The sequence below is a fragment of the Schaalia meyeri genome (genome assembly GCF_900105015.1).
GTDB classification, from domain to species: Bacteria; Actinomycetota; Actinomycetes; order Actinomycetales; family Actinomycetaceae; genus Pauljensenia; species Pauljensenia meyeri.
Window position 1 is genome coordinate 42,851 of sequence record NZ_FNLK01000012.1, and the last position, 24,541, is coordinate 67,391.

20 protein-coding genes are annotated in these 24,541 nt (G+C 66.4%); 3 read left to right on the plus strand and 17 right to left on the minus strand.

Annotation, left to right across the window (positions count from 1 at the left end; all coding sequences use genetic code 11):
- Window positions 1-51: 51 nt before the first annotated feature.
- The 13 genes from BLT68_RS05640 to BLT68_RS05700 form a co-directional block, all read right to left on the minus strand.
- Entirely contained in the window at window positions 52-1,725 is a 1,674-nt protein-coding gene (locus tag BLT68_RS05640) for a phospho-sugar mutase (RefSeq protein ID WP_050694349.1), read from the minus strand.
- Window positions 1,726-1,731: 6 nt separating this feature from the next.
- Complete coding sequence (gene deoC / locus BLT68_RS05645) at window positions 1,732-2,385, minus strand: deoxyribose-phosphate aldolase (RefSeq protein WP_070778323.1); 654 nt, start codon at window positions 2,383-2,385, stop codon at window positions 1,732-1,734.
- Window positions 2,386-2,405: 20 nt separating this feature from the next.
- On the minus strand, window positions 2,406-3,113 hold the full coding sequence (gene deoD, locus BLT68_RS05650; RefSeq protein WP_050694347.1) for a purine-nucleoside phosphorylase: 708 nt from the start codon (window positions 3,111-3,113) through the stop codon (window positions 2,406-2,408).
- Window positions 3,114-3,203: 90 nt separating this feature from the next.
- Window positions 3,204-4,211, minus strand: a complete 1,008-nt coding sequence (locus BLT68_RS05655) for a sugar-binding transcriptional regulator (RefSeq protein ID WP_050694346.1) — start codon at window positions 4,209-4,211, stop codon at window positions 3,204-3,206.
- Between the two features lie 41 nt (window positions 4,212-4,252).
- Complete coding sequence (locus BLT68_RS05660) at window positions 4,253-5,539, minus strand: thymidine phosphorylase (protein ID WP_050694345.1); 1,287 nt, start codon at window positions 5,537-5,539, stop codon at window positions 4,253-4,255.
- A complete protein-coding gene (locus BLT68_RS05665; protein ID WP_050695710.1) occupies window positions 5,526-5,978 on the minus strand; it encodes a cytidine deaminase in 453 nt (150 codons plus the stop codon). The genes BLT68_RS05660 and BLT68_RS05665 overlap by 14 nt, the downstream gene beginning before the upstream one ends.
- A 14-nt stretch (window positions 5,979-5,992) precedes the next feature.
- A complete protein-coding gene (locus BLT68_RS05670; protein ID WP_050694344.1) occupies window positions 5,993-7,276 on the minus strand; it encodes an ABC transporter permease in 1,284 nt (427 codons plus the stop codon).
- Window positions 7,263-8,399, minus strand: a complete 1,137-nt coding sequence (locus tag BLT68_RS05675) for an ABC transporter permease (protein WP_050694343.1) — start codon at window positions 8,397-8,399, stop codon at window positions 7,263-7,265. The genes BLT68_RS05670 and BLT68_RS05675 overlap by 14 nt, the downstream gene beginning before the upstream one ends.
- Window positions 8,399-9,961, minus strand: coding sequence for an ABC transporter ATP-binding protein (locus BLT68_RS05680; protein WP_050694342.1), 1,563 nt, complete (start codon window positions 9,959-9,961; stop codon window positions 8,399-8,401). The genes BLT68_RS05675 and BLT68_RS05680 overlap by 1 nt, the downstream gene beginning before the upstream one ends.
- Before the next feature lie 95 nt (window positions 9,962-10,056).
- A complete protein-coding gene (locus tag BLT68_RS05685) occupies window positions 10,057-11,148 on the minus strand; it encodes a BMP family lipoprotein (protein ID WP_050694341.1) in 1,092 nt (363 codons plus the stop codon).
- A 153-nt stretch (window positions 11,149-11,301) separates the two neighbouring features.
- Window positions 11,302-13,572: a bifunctional metallophosphatase/5'-nucleotidase gene (locus BLT68_RS05690; protein WP_050694340.1), complete on the minus strand. Its 2,271-nt coding sequence runs from the start codon at window positions 13,570-13,572 to the stop codon at window positions 11,302-11,304.
- A gap of 72 nt (window positions 13,573-13,644) precedes the next feature.
- On the minus strand, window positions 13,645-16,011 hold the full coding sequence (locus tag BLT68_RS05695; protein ID WP_074633255.1) for an ExeM/NucH family extracellular endonuclease: 2,367 nt from the start codon (window positions 16,009-16,011) through the stop codon (window positions 13,645-13,647).
- 225 nt (window positions 16,012-16,236) lie between these two features.
- Entirely contained in the window at window positions 16,237-17,361 is a 1,125-nt protein-coding gene (locus BLT68_RS05700) for a GuaB3 family IMP dehydrogenase-related protein (RefSeq protein WP_050694338.1), read from the minus strand.
- Window positions 17,362-17,635: 274 nt separating this feature from the next.
- On the opposite strand from BLT68_RS05700, the gene BLT68_RS05705 reads away from it, so the two are divergent.
- Window positions 17,636-18,352, plus strand: coding sequence for a hypothetical protein (locus BLT68_RS05705; protein WP_131800082.1), 717 nt, complete (start codon window positions 17,636-17,638; stop codon window positions 18,350-18,352).
- Window positions 18,353-18,432: 80 nt separating this feature from the next.
- Window positions 18,433-19,185 (plus strand): exonuclease domain-containing protein, encoded by a 753-nt coding sequence (locus tag BLT68_RS05710; RefSeq protein ID WP_050694336.1) that lies wholly within the window; start codon window positions 18,433-18,435, stop codon window positions 19,183-19,185.
- Window positions 19,186-19,230: 45 nt separating this feature from the next.
- Here the strand turns inward: BLT68_RS05710 and BLT68_RS05715 are convergent, their stop codons facing one another.
- The 4 genes from BLT68_RS05715 to BLT68_RS05730 all read right to left on the minus strand — a co-directional run bounded on the left by BLT68_RS05715 (window position 19,231) and on the right by BLT68_RS05730 (window position 23,933).
- On the minus strand, window positions 19,231-19,920 hold the full coding sequence (locus BLT68_RS05715) for a transaldolase family protein (protein ID WP_070778337.1): 690 nt from the start codon (window positions 19,918-19,920) through the stop codon (window positions 19,231-19,233).
- Window positions 19,921-20,020: 100 nt separating this feature from the next.
- The gene (guaB, locus tag BLT68_RS05720) at window positions 20,021-21,544 is read right to left on the minus strand and encodes an IMP dehydrogenase (RefSeq protein ID WP_050694334.1); all 1,524 of its coding nucleotides are present in this window, start codon (window positions 21,542-21,544) and stop codon (window positions 20,021-20,023) included.
- Window positions 21,545-21,632: 88 nt separating this feature from the next.
- Complete coding sequence (locus BLT68_RS05725) at window positions 21,633-22,907, minus strand: AGE family epimerase/isomerase (RefSeq protein ID WP_050694333.1); 1,275 nt, start codon at window positions 22,905-22,907, stop codon at window positions 21,633-21,635.
- Between the two features lie 105 nt (window positions 22,908-23,012).
- Window positions 23,013-23,933: a MerR family transcriptional regulator gene (locus BLT68_RS05730; protein ID WP_050694332.1), complete on the minus strand. Its 921-nt coding sequence runs from the start codon at window positions 23,931-23,933 to the stop codon at window positions 23,013-23,015.
- Window positions 23,934-24,224: 291 nt separating this feature from the next.
- Between BLT68_RS05730 and BLT68_RS05735 the strand changes: the two genes are divergently transcribed.
- Window positions 24,225-24,521, plus strand: coding sequence for a WhiB family transcriptional regulator (locus tag BLT68_RS05735; protein WP_003790481.1), 297 nt, complete (start codon window positions 24,225-24,227; stop codon window positions 24,519-24,521).
- Window positions 24,522-24,541: the final 20 nt, after the last annotated feature.

Below are 24,541 nucleotides of genomic sequence, written 5' to 3' on the forward strand. Positions count from 1 at the left end.
CAGGGCGCGAACACACGAGAAACGCCGACGAAGACCCCCGGTGGGCAGCTCCTACAGGCCGATGACCTCGGCGAATTCGCGCTTGATGGTCTCCAGGCGATCACGCGCCGTATTCCACGGGACTTCCTCGCCATCGGCCACCGGCACGATGACCTCCAGGTAACACTTGAGCTTCGGCTCCGTGCCCGACGGTCGGGCGATCACGCGATCGCCGTCGCGGGTGAGGACCAGCACGCCGTCCGTGGGAGGCAGCCCCTGGTACCCCTCGGACAAATCCGATACCTCAACGACCGGCGAGCCCGCCAGGACGCTGGGCGGCTGAGCGCGCAGGCGCGCCATGCCCTGGGCGATCTGATCGAGTTCCTCGACCCGGAAAGTCAGCGGTCCACTCACGTGCAGGCCGTGCAGGCGCGCCAGCCTGTCCAGTTCGTCCCACGCGCTGCGGTTGGCGGCTTTGAGTGAGGCGGCCATCGACGCGGCGACCACGGACGTCGCGATGCCGTCCTTGTCGCGCACGATGGCGGGATTCGGGCAAAAGCCGATGGCTTCCTCGTATCCGAAGGCCAGCGAGGGGGCGCGGGCGATCCACTTGAAACCGGTGAGGGTCGTGTGGTGGGCCAGTTTGTGCGCGCTGGCGATCCGTCCGAGCAGGCGCGAGGAGACGATCGAGTTCGCGAGCGAACCGTCAAGCCCGCGCGCGGCCAGGAACTCACCCAGGAGGCACCCGATCTGGTCACCGCTCAACGGCCGCCAACCCGTTTGCGAGGAGGGGTCCGGGACCGCAAGCGCGCACCGGTCCGCGTCGGGATCGACCGCGATGATGAGGTCTGCGTCCTGTTCGCGCGCCTGCTCGATCGCCATGTCGAGCGCGCCTGCTTCCTCGGGGTTGGGGAAGGGAACGGTCGGGAAGTCCGGGTCCGGGTCGGCCTGAGCCGCCACCTGCGTCACGTTGGTGAAACCGGCCTCGCGCAGGACGCGCGAGGTGATCGCGGAGCCCACGCCGTGCATGGCGGTCAAGACAATGCGCAGTCCCTCGCGCGCCGCGGCGTCCCCCGAGGCCAATGCTACGGCGGAGACCACGTATTCGTCGCGGGGGTCGACCGCCTCGATCAGGTCGTCGTTCATCGGAACCTGGTCGGCGGGCGGGGTGGCCTCGATCGCCTGGGCGATCTCGGCATCGAAGGGCGGGACGATCTGGACGCCCTGCCCGTCGCCGGTGACGACGGTGCCGCCCAGGTAGACCTTGTACCCGTTGTCGGGGGCGGGGTTGTGCGAGGCCGTCACCATGACGCCCGCGTCCGCGTTGAAGTGCCGCACCGCAAAAGCGGTGAGCGGTGTCGGATTCGCCTGGGGCAGGGCGAGGACCCGCACGCCGGCGGCCGACGCGACGCGGCACGCGGCCGTGGCGAACTCGGAGGATCCGTAGCGGGCGTCGCATCCAACGACCAGGGTCGGGGTCCCCGTTGCGTGACGCTTGATGACCTCGCACAGCCCGGCGGTGGCGCGGATGACGACCGCCAGGTTCATCCGTGACTCTCCCGGTCCGACGACGCCGCGCAGGCCCGCGGTGCCGAACTGGAGGGGGCCGTTCATGGCCGCGCGAACGCGGCCCCGCGCCGCCTCATCGCCGCGCTGGGCGGCCTCAATGTCGGCTGTCAGGGCCGCGGCCGTCGCCGGGTCAGGGTCGTGCTGTGCCCACTGCTGGGCGCGATCAAGAATTTCCATGGTGCATCAGTCCTCCAGTCCCGCCAAAATTGCGTTGGTAGCCGAGACGCCCAGGCGGGTGGCACCGGCCTCGATCATTGCGAGCGCAGAAGCGGCGTCGCGGATGCCTCCGGATGCCTTGACCCCCAGGGAATCCCCGACGGTGGCACGCATCAGAGCGACCGCGTGGGTCGACGCGCCACCGGCCGGGTGGAACCCCGTGGATGTCTTAACGAAGTCCGCACCCGCTTGCATCGCCGCCTTGCAGGCCTCAACGATCTCGTCGTCCGTGAGGGCTGCGGATTCGATGATGACCTTCAGGATGCGGGGGGCGGGGACGGCCCGGCGAACGGCAGCGATCTCCTCCTCCAGATCGCGGAATCGACCATCCTTGACCAGCTCGATGTTGATGACCATGTCGATCTCGTCGGCCCCATCCGCGACCGCCTGCGCCGCCTCGAAGGCCTTGACCTGCGGCTTGACGGCGCCGGAGGGGAAGCCGACCACGCAGGCCACCTTCAGGGTCTCGGGCACGTCAAGGGGCAGCATGGACGGCGACACGCACACGGAGTAGGTTCCGGCCTGCGCGCCCTCACAGACGATGCGTTGAACGTCCGCAACGGTGGCTTCCGGCTTGAGGATTGTGTGGTCGATCATCGCGGCCACGTCACGCTTATTCATTGGGCAGCCTTCTCCTCGTCTCACAGCGCTGCCAGAGGCAGGGCAAGCTCCATCATGGTCGTGAAGGCGGTCTGCCGAGACTGCGCATCCGTGACCTCGCCGGTGACCAGGGAGTCCGAGACGGTAAACATGCCCAGGGCCTCAACCCCCGCGTCGGCGGCGGTGGCGTACAGACCGGCGGTTTCCATTTCAACGGCGAGGATGCCCATGCGCTTCCACCCGTCGTTGAAATTCGGGTTCGCGTTGTAAAAGACGTCGGAGGACAAAATGTTACCGACGTGGAACGGGACGTTTTCCTCGCGGGCGCGGCGCACCACGTCATCGATCAGGCGGAAGGACCCGATCGGAGCAAAGGAGCCGGGAAGCTGATACTGATCCATGAACGCCGAGTTCGTGCACGCGCCCTGGGCGATCACGACGTCGTACAGGTGCATGTCGGGCTGCAGGGATCCGCACGTGCCCACGCGGATCAGGCGCTTGCATCCGAACATGTGGATGAGCTCGTAGGCGTACAGGGAGATGGACGGGATGCCCATGCCGGACCCCATGACGGATACGGGCGTGCCCTGGAAGGTGCCGGTGAAACCGAGCATGTTACGCACCGCGTTGAATTGGCGGACGTCCTCCAGGTAGGTCTCGGCGATGAACTTCGCACGCAGGGGATCTCCCGGCAGCAGAATCGTCTCCGCGATGGGAGCGGTGGGGTCAATGTGCGGTGTGGAACGCATGTGTCGTGTCCTCCATTGTGTCAGGGAGCCGTGGGCTCCGTTAGGCATCTTTACCTGTGTGACAAGGCTATGCCTTGCATTATGAATGTGTCAACGATTGCTTTGACAATTGTTCTCATCCTGCGGGGTGTCGTTGCACACCCTCTGCGGGATGTCCTCGCCTCGCCTATCGAGCAGCGCGAGGGCCAGGTCCTGATCGACCACGAGGTGCGTGGCCAACCCCATGTGCAGCGCCGCCGCCAGCGCCTCCGCTTTCGCCCGACCGCCAGCGACCAACAGGCGCACGGGCCGGGAGCTCAAGTCCTCCAGGGAGATGCTGACCGTGCGCCGTTCGATCGCGGGAAGCGCGACAGTCCCAGACTCCGTAAAGAAGTGGGAAAACACGTCGCCCACGGCGTCGCGCAGCAGCGCGTCCACCTCCGCAACGTCCAGCTGCCCGAGGTTCAGGGAAATCACCTCGCGTCCCATCGACCCGACGGTGAAGACGGCAACGTCAACACCCCGCCCCTCCTCCAGGATCTTTGCGATCGCCCGGTCCTGGCACACGATCGATAGCGTCGCCGTGTCCTGGAAGATAACGGGAAGCGGCAGGTAGCGCGGCTCGGCCGAGAAGGCTTCGCAGAACGCCCGCATGACCTCGAAGTCATGCGTTGCGCGCTCGGAAAAGGAAGTTCCCCCCTTGAGCTGGACAACCCGCACCCCCGCGCGAGGAGATCGAGCGAGGTGGGCGGCGACCGCATTCATCGTGCGACCCCAGGAGATGCCCACGCTCATGCCGTCGTGCACCAGCTGGCTTACCAGGGTCGCGCCGACGCGGCCAACCTGATCAATGGCCTCGTCCTCGTTCATTGCGCGACCGTGGGCGACACGCACGCAGGCCAGCCCGTAGCGCTGTTCCAGGCGTGCCGCCAGCTCGGAAGCTTCGTCACGCGGATCGTGTATTTCGATGGTCACGAAGCCGCGCGCGTGGCCGTGCGCCAGGAGCTTGGCCACGGTGGGGCGTGAGCACCCCATTCGGGAGGCGACCTCGGCTTGGCTCAAGTTCTGCTGGTAGTAGAGCTTGAGAGCCTCGATTGATTGCTCGTCTCGCTTCTCCACGCTTCCTCCTTCCCCGCGCTGTCCGCGCCCGCGCGCCGCTCCTACGACACCGTCTCTAGGACGACGCTGCGAGGCTCACAGGCACCCCCCTCGACGATCTCGATCGCGCCGGTGAGAGTCTCCACCGCTCGCTCGATGCGCCACTCGTCGTCGGTGTGGAGCGTGAGTATGGGGTCCCCCGCTCGTACCTTCTCACCCGGCTTGGCGTGGATCTCGACGCCGGCACCGGCCTGCACGGGATCCTCCTTGACGGCACGCCCCGCGCCGAGGCGCCACGAGGCCACGCCCACGGATAGCGCGTCCATGCCGACGACCGTCCCATCGGCCTCGGCGAGCACCTGGTGCGTGTGAGCGGCGCGAGGCAGCGGCGCTTCCGGGTCACCACCCTGCTCGCGGATCATGTCACGCCAGCGGTCCATCGCGCGGCCGTCGCCAAGAGCGGCCTCAACGTCCGCGTCGTGGACGCCCGCCAGATCCAGCATGTTCCTGGCGAGTTCGCAGGTCAGCTCGACGACGTCGGCGGGGCCGCCGCCCGCGAGAACCTCGACGGATTCCTCGACCTCCAACGCGTTACCAATCTTGCGTCCCAGAGGCACGGACATGTCGGTCAGCAGGGCGCGCGTGGCGACCCCCGCGTCGCGCCCCAGGTCCACCATGGTGCGCGCCAGCTCGCGCGCGGTGTCCAGATCCTTCATGAAGGCACCCGACCCGACCTTCACGTCGAGGACGAGAGCGCCGGTGCCCTCCGCGATCTTCTTGCTCATGATGGAGCTGGAGATGAGCGGAATCGACTCCACGGTGGATGTGATGTCGCGCAGCGCATACAGCTTCTTGTCCGCGGGAGCCAGCCCGGAGCCGGCCGCGCAGATGACCGCGCCGCACCCTGTCCCCAGCTGCGTCATGATCTCCTCGTTGCTCAGCTGCGCCCGCCAACCGGGAATCGACTCCAGTTTGTCCAGAGTACCGCCCGTGTGCCCCAGGCCTCGGCCCGACAGCTGGGGGACGGAAACCCCGAAGCAGGCGACGAGCGGGGCGAGGGGCAGCGTAATCTTGTCCCCCACGCCCCCGGTCGAATGCTTGTCGGCGGTGGGCTTGCCAATGCCGGAGAAGTCCATGCGCTCACCCGAACGAATCATCGCATCCGTCCAGCGGGCGATCTCGGCGCGGTTCATTCCGCGCAGGAAGATCGCCATGGCCAGGGCGGCCATCTGCTCGTCCTTGATGACGCCGGAGGTGTAGGCGTCGATCGTCCAATCGATTTGCTCGGGGGTCAGGGTTCCCCCATCGCGTTTCGTGCGAATAATGTCAACGGCGTCAAAGATCGCCATCGTTTCCTTCTTTCGTTGCTGACGAGGCCGGCGCGGGCGTCGCACCGACACTGTCCAGGTCGTGGGGGCCGAACGCGCCGGGCAGGACGTCGCTCATCGCGGTGACGCCGCCCGGCATGAGCACCAGGCAGGAGGGTCCGCCGTGCTCAACGATGAGCTGGCGGCACCTCCCGCACGGAGAGACGGGCACGGCGTCACCGTTCACGGCGACGACCGCGACCAGCGCGCCCCCGCCGGAACGGATCAGGTCGGACACCATGCCGCACTCGGCACACAGCGTCACCCCATAGCCCGCGTTCTCGACGTTGCACCCGCTCACGATCCGCCCGTCGTCCGCCAATCCGGCGGCACCGACCGGGAATCCCGAGTAGGGGCAATAGGCCCGCTTCATCGCGTCGATGGCGACGCCCAGCAGCGCATCCCAATCGATCGAGCGCATCGCCTCCACGTCCTTCACTTCACGTAGGGGATGTTCTCGGCGGCGGGCGCCCGCGACTTACCGACGAAACCGGCGACGGCGACGATCGTCACCACGTAGGGAATCATCGACACCAGGTTGGAGGGGATCGCACTGGTCAAGTTGGGCAGCATGTGAGCCAGTGCCTGAGCGAAACCGAACATGACGGCCGCGCTCATGGCACCCAGCGGATTCCACTTGCCCAGGATCATCGCCGCCAAGGCGATGTAGCCGTTGCCCGCGGAGATGTTGTCCGTAAACGCCAGGCCCGATCCGATCGTGAAGAATGCGCCGCCCAGGCCTGCGAAGGAGGAGCCCAGAATCGTGTTGGTCGTGCGCGTCGCACCCACGTTAATGCCAACGGTGTCGGCGGCACGGGGGTGCTCGCCGCAGGCCCGCAGGCGCAGACCCCAGCGGGAACGGAACAGGAAGAACGCCAACGCGATGACGGCCGCGTACATGAGGTACACGAGTATCGACTGGTTGAACAAGGCGGGACCGACGATGGGGATCTCCGACAGGAACGGGATCTTAATGTTCGACAGCGAGTACTGGTTCGTGTTCAGGTTCACCGTCGTCTTCTTCATGACCGTCCCGGCGAAGAACGTCGTCAGGCCCAGGGCCAACACGTTCAAGACGACGCCGACGATGATCTGATCCACCCCGTATTTCACGGAGAAGAGCGCCAGCAACACACCGAGTGCGGCTCCCGCGAGGGGGGCGGCGAGCAGGCCGGCGTAGGGGTTTTGGAAGTACGAGGCCGCCATGACGCCCGCGAACGCGCCGACCAGCAGGTCGCCCTCGATCGCGATGTTAACCACGCCGACTCGCTCCGAAATCACGCCGGACAGCGCGCCGAAGATCAGGGGCGTCGACAGGGCAACGGTCGACACCAGAGTCGACGTGAGCGTCACGCTGCCGGTGGCGGAACCCGCCCCCGCGTACACGAGGAACCCGAACACCGTCGACACGCCGACGAGGACCATCGCGGCGATACGCGCCCACGAGGGAGCGGCCATCCTGCGCGCCGTCACCACGAGCGTCCACGCGGTGATCGCGATCGCGATGAGCGCGAGAACCCACACAACGGGGGCTCCCGCCACCACGAGGTCGGGGATCGCGTATGACTGCGACTTGTCACTGAGCAACACACGAACATCGCCGCGCGTCGCGACGGCAAGAACCACCAGGAGGACGCAGGCCCCCACGTAGACGCCCGGGAGCTTCCAGGACCGTTTAGCCTCAACCTGCGTTCCCGCTTCACGTTCACTTGTGCTCATCACTGCTCCCCTTTCGAAGTTCTTCTACACGCCTGGCATCGGGCAGCCGGAACAGCCACCGCACCAGCGCCGGCGCGGCGATCAAGAGCACGATCACCGACTGCAGAATCAAGATCATGTCGATGGGCACACCCTTGGTTTGCATCAAGTAGCCGCCCGCCTTAAAGGCGCCAAACAGGAGGCCGGCCCCGAACGTGCCCAACGGCTTGTTGCGCCCCAGGAGGGCGACGGTGATCGCGTCGAATCCAATCGACCCCGCGACGTCGCGGGACACGTACCCGAGGGTTCCCAGGGCCTCGTTCGCGCCGGCGAGTCCCAGGAACGCACCCGAGATCACCATGGTCACCGCCGTGATTCGCTCCACCGAGATTCCCGCCGTGCGGGCCGCGGCGGCGTTCGCTCCAACCGCCCGGATCTTGAAACCGAGCGCTGAACGTTCCATCAGCCACCAGAACGCGGCCAGCGCGATGATAGCGACAACGAAACCGACGTGCAGCTTAAACGGCGACGGAAGCAGCCGCGACAGCTCCGCCGTCTCCGCGACCTTCGGAGTCACCGGCTGGTTTGAACCGGGTGCCTGCCACGCCTTCTGCCCCAGCACGTAGCCCAGGCCGAGCGTGGCGACCGAGTTGAGCATGATCGTCACGATCACCTCGTTGGCGCCCGTCTTTGCCTTCAGGACGCCCGCAATCCCGGCGTACAGTGCGCCGGCAATCATGGCGGAGAGCAGCGCCACCAGCACGTGAATCACCGGGGGCAGATGCAACGCGAAGCCCACCCACACGGCCGCGAGCGCGCCGACGATGATCTGGCCCTTGCCGCCGATATTGAATAGGCCCGCCCTAAAGCCAATCGCCAGGCCGAGGCCGGAGATGATCAGGGGAATCGAAAAGAACAGCGAGTTCGTCAGCGGCATTATCCTGCGGACGAACGTCGGCGCTTCGGGGTCCACGATGGCCCCGCGGAACATCGCGTAATACGCCTCAGTCACCGACGCCCCCGACATCGCGATCAGGATCGCTCCGATCACGAACGCGATCAGGACGGCCAGCACCGACACGAACCACTGCGAGGCTAGGACGCGGGCGATTGCAACCCGAGCACCAGTCTTTTGCTTACTCATCACTTTTCCTCCCCGTCAACGCGGTCGGTGTGCGCCGAGCCCGGCGACGCGGCCACTGCCTCGTCAAGCGGTACGCCGGCCATCATGAGGCCCAGGACGTCGCGCCCCGTGTCCGGCGCAACGATGCCGACGAGGCGGCCGCGATACATCACGGCGATGCGATCCGCCAGCGCCACGACCTCGTCCAGCTCCGACGAGATGAGCAGGACCGCGCAGCCCTGGTCACGCACGTCCACGATCCTGCGATGAATGAACTCGATCGATCCGACGTCAACCCCTCGGGTGGGCTGGTTGGCGACCAGGAGGGTCAAGTCCTTCGATATCTCCCGCGCCACGACGACCTTCTGCTGGTTACCGCCCGACAGGGAAGACACCGGATCGTTGATCGACGTCAAACGAATGTCGTACTCTTCTTCCTTCTCGCGGGCGTTGCGCGCGATCGCTCCGAGCTTCAGGGAACCGCCCGCGCAAAAGTCGCGCGACGTGAACTGATCCAGGACCAGGTTATCCGCGATGGAGAACGAGGCGATGATGCCGTCAGTGGACCGATCCTCGGGGATGAACCCGACGCCCGCGTCCAGGGACTCGCGAGGATTGGCGTGCGTGATATCCGCGTCCTCAAGGCGGATCGAACCGCTGTCGGGGGTGCGCAGGCCGAGGACCGCCTCGGCGAGCTCGGTCTGACCGTTTCCCTGCACGCCGGCAACCGCCAGGATCTCTCCCCTGCGCACATCGAACGATACGTGGTCGAGGAGGGGAACGCCCCCGGCTCCGAGCAGGGACACGTCATCAAACACCAGGCCGCTGCCCGTGGGTTTCGCCGGTTCCTTTTTGACGCGCATGAGCACCTCGCGCCCCACCATCTGCGTGGCCAGCGATGCCTCGGAATCCGTGGGCGACGCGTGGCCCACGACGCGGCCGCGGCGGATCACCGTAATCTCGTCGGCGACCGCGCGGATCTCGCGCAGCTTGTGCGTGATAAACACGATTGAGGTCCCCGCGTCCGCGAGCTGACGCATGATCGTCATCAGCTCGTCGGTCTCCTGCGGGGTCAGTACCGCGGTCGGCTCATCCAAAATGAGGACCTTCGCTTCCCGCGACAGCGCCTTGACGATCTCCACGCGCTGCTGAGCGCCCACGGGCAGGTCCTCGATGAGAGCGTCGGGATCCAGATCGAAGCCGAATCGCGCCGACACCTCTCGAACGGTTTCGCGCGCGCGCTCACGGCTGATAATCCCCGCCGGACCGGTCGGCTCGAACCCGAGGGCGATCGACTCTGCCACGGTGAACACCGGGATCAACATGAAGTGCTGGTGCACCATGCCAATCCCCGCCGCAACGGCGTCACCCGGCCCCTTGAAGGTCACCGGCGACCCGTCGATGAGGATCTGTCCCTCGTCAGGGGAGTGCAACCCGTACAGGACGTTCATGAGCGTGGACTTACCCGCGCCGTTTTCTCCCAGCAGGGCGTGAATCTGCCCTTCCTCGATCGTCAGATCGATCGAGTCGTTTGCAGTGAGGGGACCGAATCTCTTCGTGATCCCCCGCAACTCTAATTTCATTCCTTCGTCCTTCCCCCGCAGAGCTCATGCCGCGCATGCACCCGATAGCGCGGTGGGGCTGGCCTCCTCGTCGCGGCCAGCCCCACCATCGGGCATCACTTCGGAGCGTTCTGCGACTCGATCGTCAGCTTCCCCGACTTAATATCCTCCGTGAGCTTCTTCAGGTCCTCTTTCAGCTCCGAGGGCACCTTCGCATCGAAATCGTGGAAGGGAGCGAGGGAGACGCCGCCGTTGGCCAGCGTGCCCACGTACGGGGTCGACGTGAACTTGCCGTTCACCGAGTCCTTAATGGCCTGCTCGACCGAGGCGCCGATCTCCTTCATGACGGAGGTCAGCACGATCGACGAGTAGTCGGGGTTGGCCTCGTACCAGTCGGAGTCCACGCCGATGATCGACGTGTTGCCGTCGGACATCGCGGCGGCCGCGGCGCCCAGGCCCACGGGGCCGGCCACGGGCATGATGATGTCAGCGCCCTGCGAGATGAACTGCTGGGCCTGCTGCTTGCCCAGCGCCTGGTCGTCGAAGGACTGGGTGAAGGAGCCCGTCTGGCTCGCCTTGTCCCAGCCGAGCACCTGCACGGATGTGCCCTTCGCCTTGTTGTACGCCTCAACGCCGTCCGCGAAACCGTCCATGAACACCGTCACGGAGGGGATCTGGATGCCGCCGAAGGTGGCGACTTTCCCGCTCTTCGTCATGCCGGCGGCAGCGTAGCCGGCGAGGTAGGCCGCCTGAGAGGTGTTGAACAGCAGCGGGCGACCATTCTCGAGGGTCACCGTGTTGTTGTTGCCGTCACTGAAGCTGGAGTCGACCAGGGCGTAGTGCAGATCCTTGTTCTCGTCGGCCGAGGCGTGCATGGCCTTTTCGAGGTTGAAGCCGACGCCGATGATCAGGTTGCAGTTGTCGGCGACCATGGTCTCGACGTTCGGCTTGAAGTCCGCGTCCGAGCTGGACTCGGCGGTGTTGATCTGGATGCCCATGCTGGACTGGGCGGCCTTCAGGCCGTTGTATGCGGACTCGTTAAAGGACCTGTCGTCCCAGCCGCCGGCGTCCGAGACCGCGCAGGCTTTGAATGAGGCGGCATCCTTAGCCTGGCCCGATTGCCCGGCGTTGCCCCCTCCCCCGCCGCAGCCAGCCAAGGCGAGCGTGGCAACTCCTGCCGCAGCAAAGAGTTTCGTGAGGTGCTTCATGAGTGTTTTCCTCCGTTGATGTGGATCTTCCTTGAGCCGGTGGCGGCGCGGGCCGCAGACGCAATCCGCACACCCGTTGCGCGAACATTTGTCATGATCGATTTTTGCGTCTGCTACGAGTGTCCCGCGCCCCACCGGCTCTGTCAAGAACTATTAGTTCTCGCTTTGGTAACGATTTGCGCGTCGACGGATGTACAGCGCAACGCCACCGATCACAGCGGCACACAGCGCCACAATGAGTCCCTGAGTAAACGCGCCCGTACTCGCCAGGTCTCCGCCTCCCGTACGGGGGCTGGCCGACGGCGGCTGGTCGCCCGACCCATTGCCGCCGGGATCGGCGGACGGATTGGGCTGCGCACCACCCGCGCAGCTCACGGGAACGGTCAGACCGTCCGACGCCCCAACGACCGTGGCAAAATCGGTCGCGACCGTCACGGGAGCATTGACGACATCACCGGCCGCCTTCCCCTGGCAGGCACCTGTGACCGTCACGTTCACGGACGCCTGACCCGCGCCGTCGGTCGTGATGATGGAGGCGGCATCGGAAGCGTGCGCCTCAACCAGCGAGTTATCGACCGGCGCCACGGCCTCGGAACCACCCGCACTCACGCGCACCTTCGTGGTGATCGAAGGCCCTTCGGAGAAGGACAGGCCGCGCAGCGGGATCGTCACGTTCGTCCCATCGGCCACCGGCTCGGTGGGCAGCGTGATACCGATCGAGGACTTCGCCTCGCGCGGAGTCACGGCGCCCGCGTCCAGGGCCCCGCTCTTCTTTCCACCGGAGTGCGTCCCCAGGTAGGAGTTAAAGGAATCGCGGTCCAGGTTGCCGCTGGTCTTCGCCGGGCCGCCGCGGGTGAGCGCATCGAAGGAGTCGCCGCCCGCGAGCAGGAAGGTCACGGAACCCACCGTGTACTGTGCGTCCGCCTGGAGGGGCTTGTCGTTAATGGTCACGGAGGTGATGCGAGACCCGTATGGCTTGGCGGGATCGTAGGTGTAACGCACGTTGGAGGACAATCCCAGCTTGAGCAACGGGCGCGAGTTCTGCGAGTTGAGGTCTGTCTTCCACTGCTGTTCGAGCGCGTCCTTGATGTCAGAGCCCTTGAGCGTCACGTACCCCAGCTCGTTCGAGAAGGGCATGACCTCGTAGGTCTGCGCGTAGGTGATCGTCCCGTCCTCGTTCGGCGTGAGGTCGGCGCGCAAGCCGCCAGCGTTGATCATGCCGATGTCGACGCTCTTTCCCTCAGTGGTCAGGACCGTGTCGCGCATCGCGTCGGCAACCAGGTCACCCAGGGAGGATTCGATGCCGCGGTTCGATCCGGGGTCCGTGGCCCCCTCGGGCGTGGTGAAGACGCCACGCTTGAAGGGAGACGTGTACCCGGTCGCGACGACGCGCTTGCCGGCTTCCTTCGACGCGGCCTCCGCCTTGTCGACGACCGCCTGGGTCGCGGGGTCCGCTCCGCACTCAGCGACAGTTGAGGCGGGGATCAGGATCGAGTCGGCCGAGCTGACCTTACGGGTCTTGGGATCGATCGTCAGGCGGATGAGCCCCAGGTTGTCCGTGTAGGAGCCCGACGCGACGCCCGCCAGCAGGGGGTTTGCCGAGTCGAAGCGCTCGTGCGAGTTAAGGTGGTCAAACTCGTAGGGCACGTGCGTGTCCCCGCCCATGAGGCCGTCGACGTCCTTGCCAACCTTCGTGTAGTTGTTCTTCACGTCGTCGTCGAGCATCGCGATAACGACGTCCGCCTTCCCGCTCTGCTTGAGTTCAGCCGCCAGGGAGTTGATGCGCTTGATGGGGTCCTTGAAGGTCAGGCCCTTGGTGATGCCGGGGCTGAGCTTGTAGGGAACGTCCTCGGCGATCGCGCCGATGAACGCGACGTTGATGCCGGACGGGGATTTCCACAGCTTGTAGTCCCCCAGGTAGGGGATCCCGTCCCCGTAGGTGCCCATGCCCTCGACGTTGGCGCCCAGGTAGGGGAAGTTGGTCTGCACGAACTCAGCCGGGTTACTTCCGTCGATGCGCTGCTTGAAGACGGCCTGCCCCATGTCCAGCTCGTGGTTGCCGATGGTCGAGGCCAGCGGATTCATCGTGTTGAGCGCCTCGATGGTCGGGTTGTCCTTGAGCGCACCAGAAATGTAGGGGGAGGCACCGATGTTGTCGCCCAGCAGGGTGAACGAGGAGTTCGGATTCTCCTGCGTGGCCTTCTTCAGGTAGCAGTTCATGGCGGGCAGCCCCGCCTCGCGAACCGTTCCCTTCTTGGCGACCTGCTGAATGTGCCCGTGGACGTCCGTCAGGTTGTACAGATCCAGGGTGACGGGCGAGGCGTCGGCGCCCTCCTGGGTGTCGGCGAACGCCGCCGCGGGCACGAATGCCAGGGAGATCGCGGCCGCCGAGGCGATCGCTAGTTGCGTCCATGGTTTGCGCATGGGTGTGTTCCTTTCTGAGCGGCTCCCGTGCCGCGTCGTGCGTGTTGTACGGGATGAATGGGGTAAATGGGGTCAGCCCCGTCGCATCATACGCCGCGATACGCCAACGGCTGCGGCTCCGGCGCAGGCGAGAAGCAGGCCGAGGCCGACCGTCTGATCGGCGCTGGACCCGGTGCGCGCCAGCCGCCGCTTCGAGGTCGCCGAGGGCGTCGGTGTGGTGGGTCGGTCCGAGGGATGCGGAGAGTGAGCGGACGGGTTGGAAGGGCCGGGATTCGCTCCGGGGTCACTCGGGTTGGTGCCGGGGGTCGGATCGGTTCCGGGGGTCGGATTGGTGCCGGGGTTGCCCGGGAGCAGGGTCAGCCCGATGATCTCGGGGTTGTGGTCCGACGAGCGATAGGGGTTATCGGCCTCGACATTCAGGTGCGCGTTCATGCCTGCCCGCGAGTATTCGAAGGCGATGGATTCTTGCGCGTTGACGGCCCAGCTGGTCACCCCGGCCAGGAGCGGCTTGGCCGCGGCGTTAGCGAACACGTGGTCGAGCGAGCCGGAGCGACCCGAATACACGTAGGAGGATTCCCCCTGGCCCGAGATGCGCTCCCACCCCTTGCCGGTGAGGGTCTTGATGGGGTCTTCTTGCGAGTAGGAATTGAAGTCGCCGACCAGCAGCGTGGGCTTGTTCGAGAAGCGCGACGCGAAGGAGGCCAGGGCGGACGCCTGGGCGACGCGGATCGCGTTCGCGTTGCCCTGCCCGTCCCCGTTGTCCTGGTTGCCTTCTCCCGCTCCCTTGGGCACGGATCCCTTGGACTTGAAGTGGTTGGCGATGACGACGAAGGTGGCGGGCGTGGCCCTGTCGGAGCCGACGCGCGTAAACTCCTGCGCCAGGGGCTGGCGCGCGAGGCCGGTGAAGGCCGGGTCGTCATGGATGACGGAGTCGCCGACCGGGTTAACGGTTGCGGGCTTATAGATGAAGGCGACGCGGATAACGTCCTCGCCCGCGGGGGTGACCGGGGGCGAGGGAACGTATGCCCACACCTTCGATCCCGCGGCCTTGTTCAGCGCCGACACCAGGCGCGCCAGTGAGGCGTCGCGGTCCTTGCCGACACCCACAGCGACGGGGTTTTCGATCTCTTCGAGGGCGACGACGTCCGCTCCCAGGGCGTTAATCGCAGAGACGATCTTGGCCTCTTGGTTCGCGAAGGCCTCCCTGGAGTAGGCCCCGCGCACTTTGCATTTCTTGGTCGTGACGAAGGCGCCGGTGCGGTCCGGGTTTCCCTTGCACCCGGGTTCGTCGACCCCGAGGTCCGAGAAGTAGTTGAGGACGTTGAAGGTGGCGACGCGCGTGTCTCCGCCGACCGTGGGGGCCGCGGGCCTCTTTCCCGTGATCGTCACGGGCGAGCGGTCGGGATGCCCCGCGACCATGGAGGTGGGCTGGAGGACCCAGGATCCGTGCCTGGGTTCGAGGGTGACCGGGGAGGAGAAGTTCACGTGGTATCCGACGCGGGCGGGCGAACCGTTCGCCAGGTAGGCGTATGCCGCTTCGGTGGCGGCGCCCTTCAGCAGGTTGGTGCTGGTGCCATCGTCGAGCGTGATGGCCTTCGAGGCGTTGTCAGCCTCGTAGGCGCGAGCCGCCTCCCCGGGGGCAACCACGTCGGTGGCGGCGCGCAGGGGGGTCTGGCCGGGCGTGAGGGTCAGGGTGCCAAAGACGTTGGCCTGGTAGTTGTCGGTGATGGTCCACGTGCCCTGCGGGGCCATAAGCATGGACTCGTAGGCCTCTGCCTGCGCGGCCGAGGGCACCTGCGTGATCGGGGTCGGCTTCGGTGCCTTGCATCCGCTCACTTCGGTGACGCTGGTGGACGCCAGCTGGGTGAGGCTTGACGGGTTTCCTTTCGCGGTCGTGGCGGGGAACTCCTTGACCTTGCCGCTCACGCGCACGCACGTGCCGACCTTCGGGATCGTCCCCTTCTTTCCCGCGTACACGAAGAGCGCGTCGGATCGGGCCCGGCCCTCGTCCCAGGTGCCGCCCGTTCCCGGCGTCTGGATGGTGTAGCCGTCCAGGGTGGATCCCAGCCCGGATTCACCGGCCGGGTAAGAGGCGGTTACGACACCGAGCGTGGTGACGGTGGAACCCACCATGGCGGAGTCGTCCCCGTCGCCCACGGCCTGAATGTCTGGGATGGGGGTGTCACCGGCCAGGGGCTCGGGGGCCGCGTCGCTCTGGGAGAGCTCCGTCGCCGCGGGGGCGGGAGGCGCCTCGGTGCCGATCGACGCTTGTTTCTCCCCCGGGGCGGATTGCGCGCTCCTGTCCGCCCCGCCGCTCGGGCCGACGGACTGCGCGGTGTCGGCCTGTCCGCTATCGCGTGCCCACGAGGCCGGGACGGCCCCCACGAGGCACAGCGCCAGCGCGCCGATTACGGCTAGTGAACGTTTCCCACACGTCATCGAGTGTCCTCTCAAGCTCACGTCGTGGTCAGGGCCACGGACCCCACGCATCGGCCATCTTTACCCAATGCAACACGAGTATTGACAAGTGTAAACGAGCATTGGGCCCCGGGGGTAAAAATGAGAAAATTCTCGCAAATATGGCGGCGATGCGGGCGGGTGTGCATGCGCCGCCCCCGGCCGCTCAAGGACGCCTCCGACCGGTCGGAGGCAAGACCGCGAACATTAGGAGGCCGAATAGGGAGAGACGACCACCTGAGCGCGCTGCAGGTCCTTGACCTCCGAATACCCCGTCGAGGCCATGGTCCGCTTGAGCGCACCCACGAAGTTCAGCGACCCGTCGGCGCGCGTCGAGGGCCCGTAGAGGATTTGTTCGAGCGTGCCCGTCGTGCCCACGTAGACGCGCTGGCCGCGCGGCATGTCCGGGTGCGTCGCTTCCGACCCCCAGTGCCAGCCGCGCCCCGGTGCTTCCTCCGCGCGTGCAATCGCGGCACCCAGCATGACCGCGTCCGCGCCGCACGCGATCGCCCGCGACAGGTCGCCGCTGCGCCCGACGCTGCCGTCCGCAATGACGTGCACGTAGCGCCCGCCGGACTCGTCCATATAGTCGCGCCGCGCGGCGGCCACATCCGCGATGGCAGTCGCCATCGGCGCGTGGACCCCCAGCGAACGACGGGTCGAGTGGGCCGCTCCCCCGCCGAAACCCACGAGCACACCGGCCGCGCCCGTGCGCATCAGGTGCAGGGCCGCCGTGTCAGTACACACGCCGCCGACGATCACGGGCACGTCCAGCTCGTAGATGAAACGTTTGAGATTCAAAGGCTCGCGACGCGAGGACACGTGTTCGGCCGACACCGTTGAGCCTCGAATGATGAACAGGTCGACGCCCGCGTCCACGACGGCGCGCCAGTACTTTTGCACGCGCTGGGGAGAGAGCTTCCCGGCGACGACCACGCCGGCTTCGCGCAGCTGCTTGAGGCGCGCCGTCATCAGCGAGGGCTTGATCGGCTCCGAGTAGAGGCGCTGCAGGGTAGCTATCGACTCTTCCTGGCCAAGGTGAGCGATCCGATCGAGAATCGGCGTCGGGTCCTCGTAGCGTGTCCACAACCCGTCCAGGTCGAGCACGCCGATGCCGCCCAACCGACCGAAAGCGATCGCCGTTTGAGGGCTCATCACCGAGTCCATGGGGGCGGCCATGAGGGGGATATCCACGTGATAGGCGTCAATCTGCCAGCCGACGTTAACGTCCTCCGGGTCACGGGTGCGCCGCGCGGGGACGAGCGCGATATCGTCCAGGGTGTAGGCGCGCCGTCCGCGCTTGCCGCGCCCGATTTCCACTTCGTGACTCATGGGCCGATTCTACTGCACGACAGGACGCGGATGCGCCCCCGTACCGCACCGTATAATGGCCACGGTGGCGCTCGGGACGCCCGCACGCGAGCGGTGGGAAAGACACCGGCACTGGCGGACAGATGCGCACGGGACACAAACCGCGTGAGTCGGCCATACCTTACCTATACTGCCTCTCATGGGATCGGCTCCCAGATCGCCACCGAAGCCGGTCACAATGTAGGGGGAGTAAGCGAGCTTCCCCCACGACATCACGAACATGGGGGAGCGCGTCATGACTGGCACGAGCAGAAAACACAAAAAGCGAAACGGAAATCACGCCAAGGATCCCAATCCGGGAACGGGAGAAAAACAGGAAAATCGCGATGCGGGGTTCAACCTGCTAGAAGAGCTGCTCGCAGTCGAAAAAGCACAATTCAGCTCGCTGATCAAACTGACGGGACTCTCCCTGGCCCTCAGCAACTTCCCCCTGCTGCGAGACGAATTAGCAATCAGGCTCTCCACAGAATCGTCGCTCTTTGCCTACGGCACCGCGCAAGCGGCGGTACTGGCCCTGATCGCGCTCTGCGCACTCAAGTGCCATCGCGTTCATCAGATCCAAAAGGGGATGCACAATGACATAAACGATTTCTATGCCCAGAACAGGACTCGCAGGCTGTTGAAAAGATTCTTCGGCCCCGGAAAATACGAGGACGACATTATTCTCACCGCCTGGCAGAGGCGGCTCAAAAAGAGGGGAACACGGGCAGATATTCACAACCCGGCAGTTCTCGGCGATATTGACGGCAGATTCGGCGATATCATCGGGCTTTTGATCTCGTTCTTCGCGCTATTGTTCACCGCGATCCCAATCCCGGCGCTTAACACGTTTGCCGCGATTCTCTTCCTCGCATCACCATTTCTTTTCTCCGCCTATGCGTGGGTCTATTTCAAAGCTTCCAATAAGCACCTAGTCAACCGGATCATCCGCAACGAAAAACGGCACCGTTAGCGCATCGCCGCCATCCCTTGGGGACGCAGATGTGCCCGCCCTCTGCCACACTGGAGCCACCGGAGACGACAGGAGCAATAATGAGCTGGATCGACGACCCGTGGATGGGTTTTGACACCGAGACGACGGGTGTGCGCCCTCTCAAAGACCGCCTGGTGACCGCGGCCCTCGTCCTGCGCATTGACGGCGCCTCCTATCGCCGCGGCGTCAGCGCGCCCGACCAGGTGGCCACCTGGCTCACCGACCCCGGCGTGGACATCCCCGAACAGGCCACCGCCGTGCACGGGATCACCACGCAGCAGGCTCGAAAGGATGGCCGCCCCATCGCCGACGTCCTCCACGAGCTCGCCGGTTCCATCGTCGAACACTGGCTGCGCGGGTACCCCGTCGTCGCGTTCAACGCGAGCTACGACATCACGCTGGTCAACCAGGAGCTGCGCCGACACCACCTGGGCTCATTCGAGGAACGCCTGGAGGGGGCGCCCATGCTGGTTGTCGACCCCCTCGTCCTGGACCGCGCACTCGACCGCTTCCGCAAGGGCAAGAAGACACTCACCGAGATGGCCCCCGTGTACGGGGTCACGGCCTCCCCCGACGCGCACACCGCCGAGGTCGACGTGGCCATGACCCTCGACGTGCTGGCAGGTATCGCGGGCAAGTACCCGCAGCTGGCCGCCATGAGCGCGCTGGAGTTGACCGACTACCAGCGCCAGGCACACCGGGAGTGGGCCCAGGACTTCGAGAAGTACCTGCGCAAGCAGGGGCGCGACGCGTCAATCGACCGCGAGTGGCCGCAGATCACCCCGCGGGGGCGCGGGGACGGAGGGGACTAGCAGCAGCGAGCGGGTCGGCACTGGTGCCGACCCGCTCGCGCTCACTCACTTGTCGTTGACCAGATCCAACCAGGTGCGGCACTCGCCCACGAGGAAGCCAAAATCACGATTTTGATCCGCGATGGCGGCGTCGGTCGCGGGGTTCTTGATCAGCGCGGCCAGCACGTCGGGGGCGGCGGTGATGGCGCCCACACCCTGGCGGACCAGCTCGAGGATCTGCTCGGAGTTCTTGAAGGAGGCGGCCAGCACGTCGGCCTTCAGGTCGTAGGTGCGCAGCGTGCGGTGGATCTCCGACGCGACGCGCACGCCGTCGATGCCGTAGTTATCCATGCGGTTGACGTAGGGGGCGACATAGCGGGCACCCGCCTTGGCGGCCATGAACCCCTGCATGGACGAGTGGATACCGGTGGCCGTCACCTGCATGCCCTCGCGGACGATGCGCGGAATCGCCGCAAAACCCTCGCGCGTGACGGGCAGCTTAATGAAGAGGTTGCCGCCGATTTCGCCTCGCAGGGCGCGGGCCTCGGCCACCATGTCGTCCGCGCGCTGAGAGACGATCTGAACGTGCAGCTGCGCGCCGTCAGGCAGGACCGACTTGATACCGTGCAGGACCTCGAGAGGTTCCTTGCCCTCGCGGTACAGGATCGTCGGGTTGGTCGTCACGCCGTCGATGGGCAGGTATTCCAATGTCTTCGCGATGGCATCGACGTTCGCGTGATCGATGAGGATGAGCATGTGTACAGCTCCTTAGCCGATTCGTGGGATGGTACTGCCCCTCAAGGATAGCGCGGGTGGTGGCGGCCCACCGACCGCTCCCACTCCCGCATTCTGGCGCCTATCGGGCGGATGACGAGTGATAGTTCGGAGCTTCCGTGGTCATCTGGACGTCGTGCGGATGCGACTCGCGCAGCCCCGCGCTGGTGATGCGCACGAAGCGGCCATTCGCCTTGATTTGAGCAACCGTGGAGGCTCCCAGATAGAACATGGTTTGGTGCAGCCCGCCCACGAGCTGGTAGATGACCGAGGCCAGGGAGCCCGTGTAGGGGACCTGCCCCTCGATGCCCTCGGGGACGATCTTATCGTCGCTGGTCACGTCCGCCTGGAAGTAGCGGTCCTTGGAGTAGGACTTGCGGCCGCGCGAACTCATGGCGCCCAACGACCCCATGCCGCGGTAGCGTTTGAATTGCTTGCCGTTCGTGAACACGACCTCGCCGGGGGACTCCTCGCAACCCGCCAGCAGGGAGCCCAGCATCACCGTGTCCGCCCCAGCCACCAGCGCCTTGCCGATGTCGCCCGAGTACTGCAGTCCGCCGTCCGCGATGAGTGGCACGCCGGCGGGCCCGCACGCCTGGGCGGCCAGGTGGATCGCGGTAATCTGTGGGACGCCGACGCCGGCAACCACGCGGGTCGTGCAAATGGAACCGGGGCCCACCCCGACCTTCACGGCGTCGACGCCCGCGTCAATGAGGGCGCGGGCGCCCTCCGTCGTCGCGACATTGCCGCCGATGATATCGATCCCCTCGAACGTGGGGTCGGCCTTGATGCGGCGAATCATGTCGAGGGCCAGCTGCGCGCCGCCGTTCGCGGTATCGACGACCAGCACGTCCGCCCCGGCCTCGGCCAGCGCCGTGGCGCGCTCCCACGTGTCGCCCCAGTACCCGACGGCCGCGCCGACAACGAGGCGCCCGCGCGAGTCCTTCGTGGCGTTGGGGTATTGCTCGGTCTTGACGAAATCCTTGACGGTGATCAGGCCCGTGAGGTGATCGTTCTCGTCCACGATGGGCAGCTTTTCGACGCGGTGCTCGGCCAGCAGGTGCTTGGCGTGCTCGCGGGAAATACCGACCTGGCCGACGACCAGGCGATCGCGTGGGGTCATGCAGTCGCGTACCCTCAGGGTCGCCCACGCATCCTGGGGCACGAAGCGCAGGTCACGGTTCGTGATGATGCCGAGGAGAGCGCCTTCCTCGCTGACCACGGGCAGGCCCGACACACGGTAGTGGCCACACAGGTCATCAAGGTCGTCGATCGTCGCGTCGGGGCCGACGGTCACGGGATCCTCGACCATGCCGGATTCGCTGCGCTTGACCTGGCGGACCTGCGCGGCCTGTTCCTCGATCGACAGGTTGCGGTGCAGGATGCCGATGCCGCCCTGGCGGGCCATGGCGATAGCCATACGCGCCTCGGTGACGGTGTCCATCGCGGCGGACAGCAGCGGCACGCGCAGCGACATGTTCTTCGTCAGGCGGCTCGTCGTGTCAACGGATGAAGGAACGACGTCCGTGAGCTCGGGCAGAAGCAGGACGTCGTCGTAGGTGAGGCCGGTCAGGCCGAAAGGATCGTGTGTTGCGAGTTCTCCCATGGGCCAATTGTAGGCGGCAGGAGTAGCTTTCGCGTGCTCGCCCCCGCCCGGAAATCGCGGGTGCAACGCCCCGGCTGCCGCGCGCCGCTCATTCGCCTTCACCCTCTCGGGTGGCCGCGATGCCGGACGAGGCGGTGGCCCCGGTGACCGTGAGGTGTATCGGTGTGGCGCCGCGCGCCAGCATGCGGGCGGCTGTGAGCGCGTCGGGGCGGCCCTCCCACACGCGCATCGACACGGACCCGTCGGGAGCAATCTCGTGGATCCAGCGTCCCACGCCGGCACGAGCGTGCGAATCGGCCCAGGCGACGGCCCGCGCGTAGTCGACCGCGAGTGCCTCCGCGCGTTCGGGACCCGCGATTTCCGCGAGGACGCGAGCGGCGCTGGCGGCCTCGCACACGACCCAGTGCATGCGTTCGGGTGCGGCGAGGGCACCGGCGGGGTCCAGCGTGTAGACGATGCCGCCAACGCCCTGGTCGGTCCACCCGTCCGCGATGGCGCGGTCATACAGGGCGGTGGCGGTATCCAGCATCCAGGGGCCAATGGGCTCTCCCATGCGGCCAAGGATCGCGCTCACCTGGCCGATGAGGCGGGCGGCCTTAAAGCCCAGCCCCGGCACGGTGTCCGCCGGGCGGATGAGTTCGATCGGCCCCTGGTCGGACGAGGCGGGCAGGGGGCGCCATTCCTCGTCGTAAAAGTCAGGCAGGGCGAAGCCGAGGCGCGCGGACACCTCCCCCACGAGGCGCAGGATCGCGCGCGCTCGATCGAACCAGATGCGCTGCGAGGTCGCCTCCCAGGCCGTCAGGTACACCTGGGCGGTATCGAGGTTGGTGGACAGGCGGCGCAGGGGCGAGCGATCGCCGCTCGCCGCGTCGATCTGCTCGCGGACGCTGCCCGTGGTGGGGTCCCACCAGCGACGGTCCTGGTCCCTCTCGAGATCCGCGAGCAGGTCCGCCGCGTCCGCGTGCCCCGCCATGGAGGCCGCCGCGGCCGCGCCGATCATCGCGGACTGCGCCCGCTGCATGAGCAGGGCGTGCGGGACGGGGGTAGCGCTGTCTTCCGACGTGGGAACCGCCTCGGCGTACCACGATCCATCCGCCGCGCGCAGGGGGCCCTTCATCGCGGCGAGCCCGTGCGAGACCAGGTGCGCCGCCCCTTCGATGCCGCGCATCTGGGCCAGCGCAAAGACGTGGGTCATGCGCGCGCTGATGCGCGCATCCAGGGGGCGCCCCAGGTCGGCCTGCCCGTCGGCGCGCAGGAACGCGAAACCGACGCGCGCCTTCGAGCGGGAAGCGAAGGAGACGAGGGCGTCAAAGTCAGCGTCGAAAGCGCGGCGCAGGTCTTCGTTGTTCCAGGGGGCATTCATGGTTGTTCTCCTACCGGGATACCCTCACGGTAGCACCCGAGCACGCCTCGTGGCATCCGCCCGCGGCGCACCGCCACGCGCGGCGGCCAAGGCTCACCGATCGCCTCAGGAACGACCCACCAGCTGCAGGTCCGCCTGAGGTGCCAGGAGGGCGAGCGCCTCCTCCACGCAGGCGCTGACGGTGCGAACCCGCTGCACGTGAGGCGAGAGCACCTCGGGGGAGTCGGCCCCCACCACGATCACCGGGACGCCGTAGCGGGCATCTAGGTCCGCGACGGTGGATGCGCAGGGAGCCCCGCAACCGAGGACGACCGTCAGCGCGGGCACTCCATCGCGCACATACTCGCGGAAGTGGTCGGTCGCGGACACCCCGTGGTATTTGTCGCTGGACAGCAGGCGGACGTCGCAGCCGTACCATGCCAGGGCGACGCCGATGACCTGGGCGGCGGTCTCGTGGAGGGCGTCGCTGATGAGCGCCACTCGCTCTCCTCCGACCATGCCGCGCGTGGGACGCGAGTGGTACACGGAGCGGCACACGCGCTGGAAGGCGTTGACCAGCATGAGGGCGGGCGCCCCTCCCACGGGGGCCCCACCCGGGGTGGATCGTAGGGATTTGAGGGCGGGCTCAACGAAGCGCGACCACGTGTGAACGAGGCCGTGGCTGGCGACGGCGGCTTCGAGCACTTCCTCAAGACGCGGGTAGTCGTCGGCGAGGGCCACCGTGCGCAGCTGCGCGGCGTTCTCGGGGCCGATGCGCGAACGACGCGACGTTTCGGCGAGCGCGCGCCTGGCGGCCTGCGCGGCGGGGAGCCCGGCGCGGACGTGGTTGATCATCGCGCGCAGGCGTTCAACGTCCTCGGGCAGGTAGCGGCGGCGTGTCCCCGCCTCTCGCTGGGCGGGGCCCAGTCCGTAGCGGCGCTCCCAGGTGCGCAGCGTCGAAGCAGAGACGCCCAGCTCGTCGGCGACCGAGGAGACCGTGCGGGGGCGTTCGGCGCGCATCGACTGCGTGAGAATCGCTCGCGGCATGTCCCCTCCCGTGTGTGGTCATCTCGATGTGACTCCGATTCTTGCGTGTCCGCCGCCCATTCGCCACAGGAACGGCATACAACTTCGCCTTCAAGTTGTTCATCAACTTGTTCACGCTTCATTCAGAACTAACAACGCTGTATTTTCAGCGTTTTTACAGCCTATCCACCAGATTCTGAGAACTGGATCATACTTCAGGAAAGGTACTTGAATAACTACCGCACAAGTGTCTATCCTTGCGGACATCGTGTGCCGAAAATGTCGGCACGACAGACATGAAGGAGGCACCCAGTGACTGACGTCTCCCGCCTGCCCGGACCCATGATCGATGCGTGGGAGTGGCAGTACGAAGCGGCGTGCCGAGACCTGGACACCGAGCTGTTCTTTCACCCCGAGGGGGAACGCGGCTCCACGCGTCGGCGGCGCGCAGCGAACGCCAAAGCGATCTGCGCCACCTGTCCGGTCATCGAGCAGTGTCGGTCCTACGCCCTGGCCGCCCAGGAGCCCTACGGCATCTGGGGTGGAATGACCGAGGAAGAACGCCGCGAGGAGATCCGCTCCTCGGGACGCGGACGTCGCGTTTCCTGAAACGCGCAACGCAACTCCGG

Bases quoted from the DNA above. Each gene is read 5' to 3' on its own strand.
- BLT68_RS05670 (WP_050694344.1), bottom strand. From the start codon at position 7,276: ATGAGCACAAGTGAACGTGAAGCGGGAACGCAGGTTGAGGCTAAACGG.
- BLT68_RS05665 (WP_050695710.1), bottom strand. From the start codon at position 5,978: ATGCGCTCGATCGATTGGGATGCGCTGCTGGGCGTCGCCATCGACGCG.
- BLT68_RS05660 (WP_050694345.1), bottom strand. From the start codon at position 5,539: ATGGCGATCTTTGACGCCGTTGACATTATTCGCACGAAACGCGATGGG.
- BLT68_RS05695 (WP_074633255.1), bottom strand. From the start codon at position 16,011: ATGACGTGTGGGAAACGTTCACTAGCCGTAATCGGCGCGCTGGCGCTG.
- guaB (WP_050694334.1), bottom strand. From the start codon at position 21,544: ATGGGAGAACTCGCAACACACGATCCTTTCGGCCTGACCGGCCTCACC.
- BLT68_RS05705 (WP_131800082.1), top strand. From the start codon at position 17,636: ATGACTGGCACGAGCAGAAAACACAAAAAGCGAAACGGAAATCACGCC.
- BLT68_RS05715 (WP_070778337.1), bottom strand. From the start codon at position 19,920: ATGCTCATCCTCATCGATCACGCGAACGTCGATGCCATCGCGAAGACA.
- deoC (WP_070778323.1), bottom strand. From the start codon at position 2,385: ATGAATAAGCGTGACGTGGCCGCGATGATCGACCACACAATCCTCAAG.
- BLT68_RS05730 (WP_050694332.1), bottom strand. From the start codon at position 23,933: ATGCCGCGAGCGATTCTCACGCAGTCGATGCGCGCCGAACGCCCCCGC.
- BLT68_RS05685 (WP_050694341.1), bottom strand. From the start codon at position 11,148: ATGAAGCACCTCACGAAACTCTTTGCTGCGGCAGGAGTTGCCACGCTC.
- BLT68_RS05675 (WP_050694343.1), bottom strand. From the start codon at position 8,399: ATGAGTAAGCAAAAGACTGGTGCTCGGGTTGCAATCGCCCGCGTCCTA.
- BLT68_RS05680 (WP_050694342.1), bottom strand. From the start codon at position 9,961: ATGAAATTAGAGTTGCGGGGGATCACGAAGAGATTCGGTCCCCTCACT.
- BLT68_RS05725 (WP_050694333.1), bottom strand. From the start codon at position 22,907: ATGAATGCCCCCTGGAACAACGAAGACCTGCGCCGCGCTTTCGACGCT.
- deoD (WP_050694347.1), bottom strand. From the start codon at position 3,113: ATGCGTTCCACACCGCACATTGACCCCACCGCTCCCATCGCGGAGACG.
- BLT68_RS05700 (WP_050694338.1), bottom strand. From the start codon at position 17,361: ATGAGTCACGAAGTGGAAATCGGGCGCGGCAAGCGCGGACGGCGCGCC.
- BLT68_RS05710 (WP_050694336.1), top strand. From the start codon at position 18,433: ATGAGCTGGATCGACGACCCGTGGATGGGTTTTGACACCGAGACGACG.
- BLT68_RS05690 (WP_050694340.1), bottom strand. From the start codon at position 13,572: ATGCGCAAACCATGGACGCAACTAGCGATCGCCTCGGCGGCCGCGATC.
- BLT68_RS05640 (WP_050694349.1), bottom strand. From the start codon at position 1,725: ATGGAAATTCTTGATCGCGCCCAGCAGTGGGCACAGCACGACCCTGAC.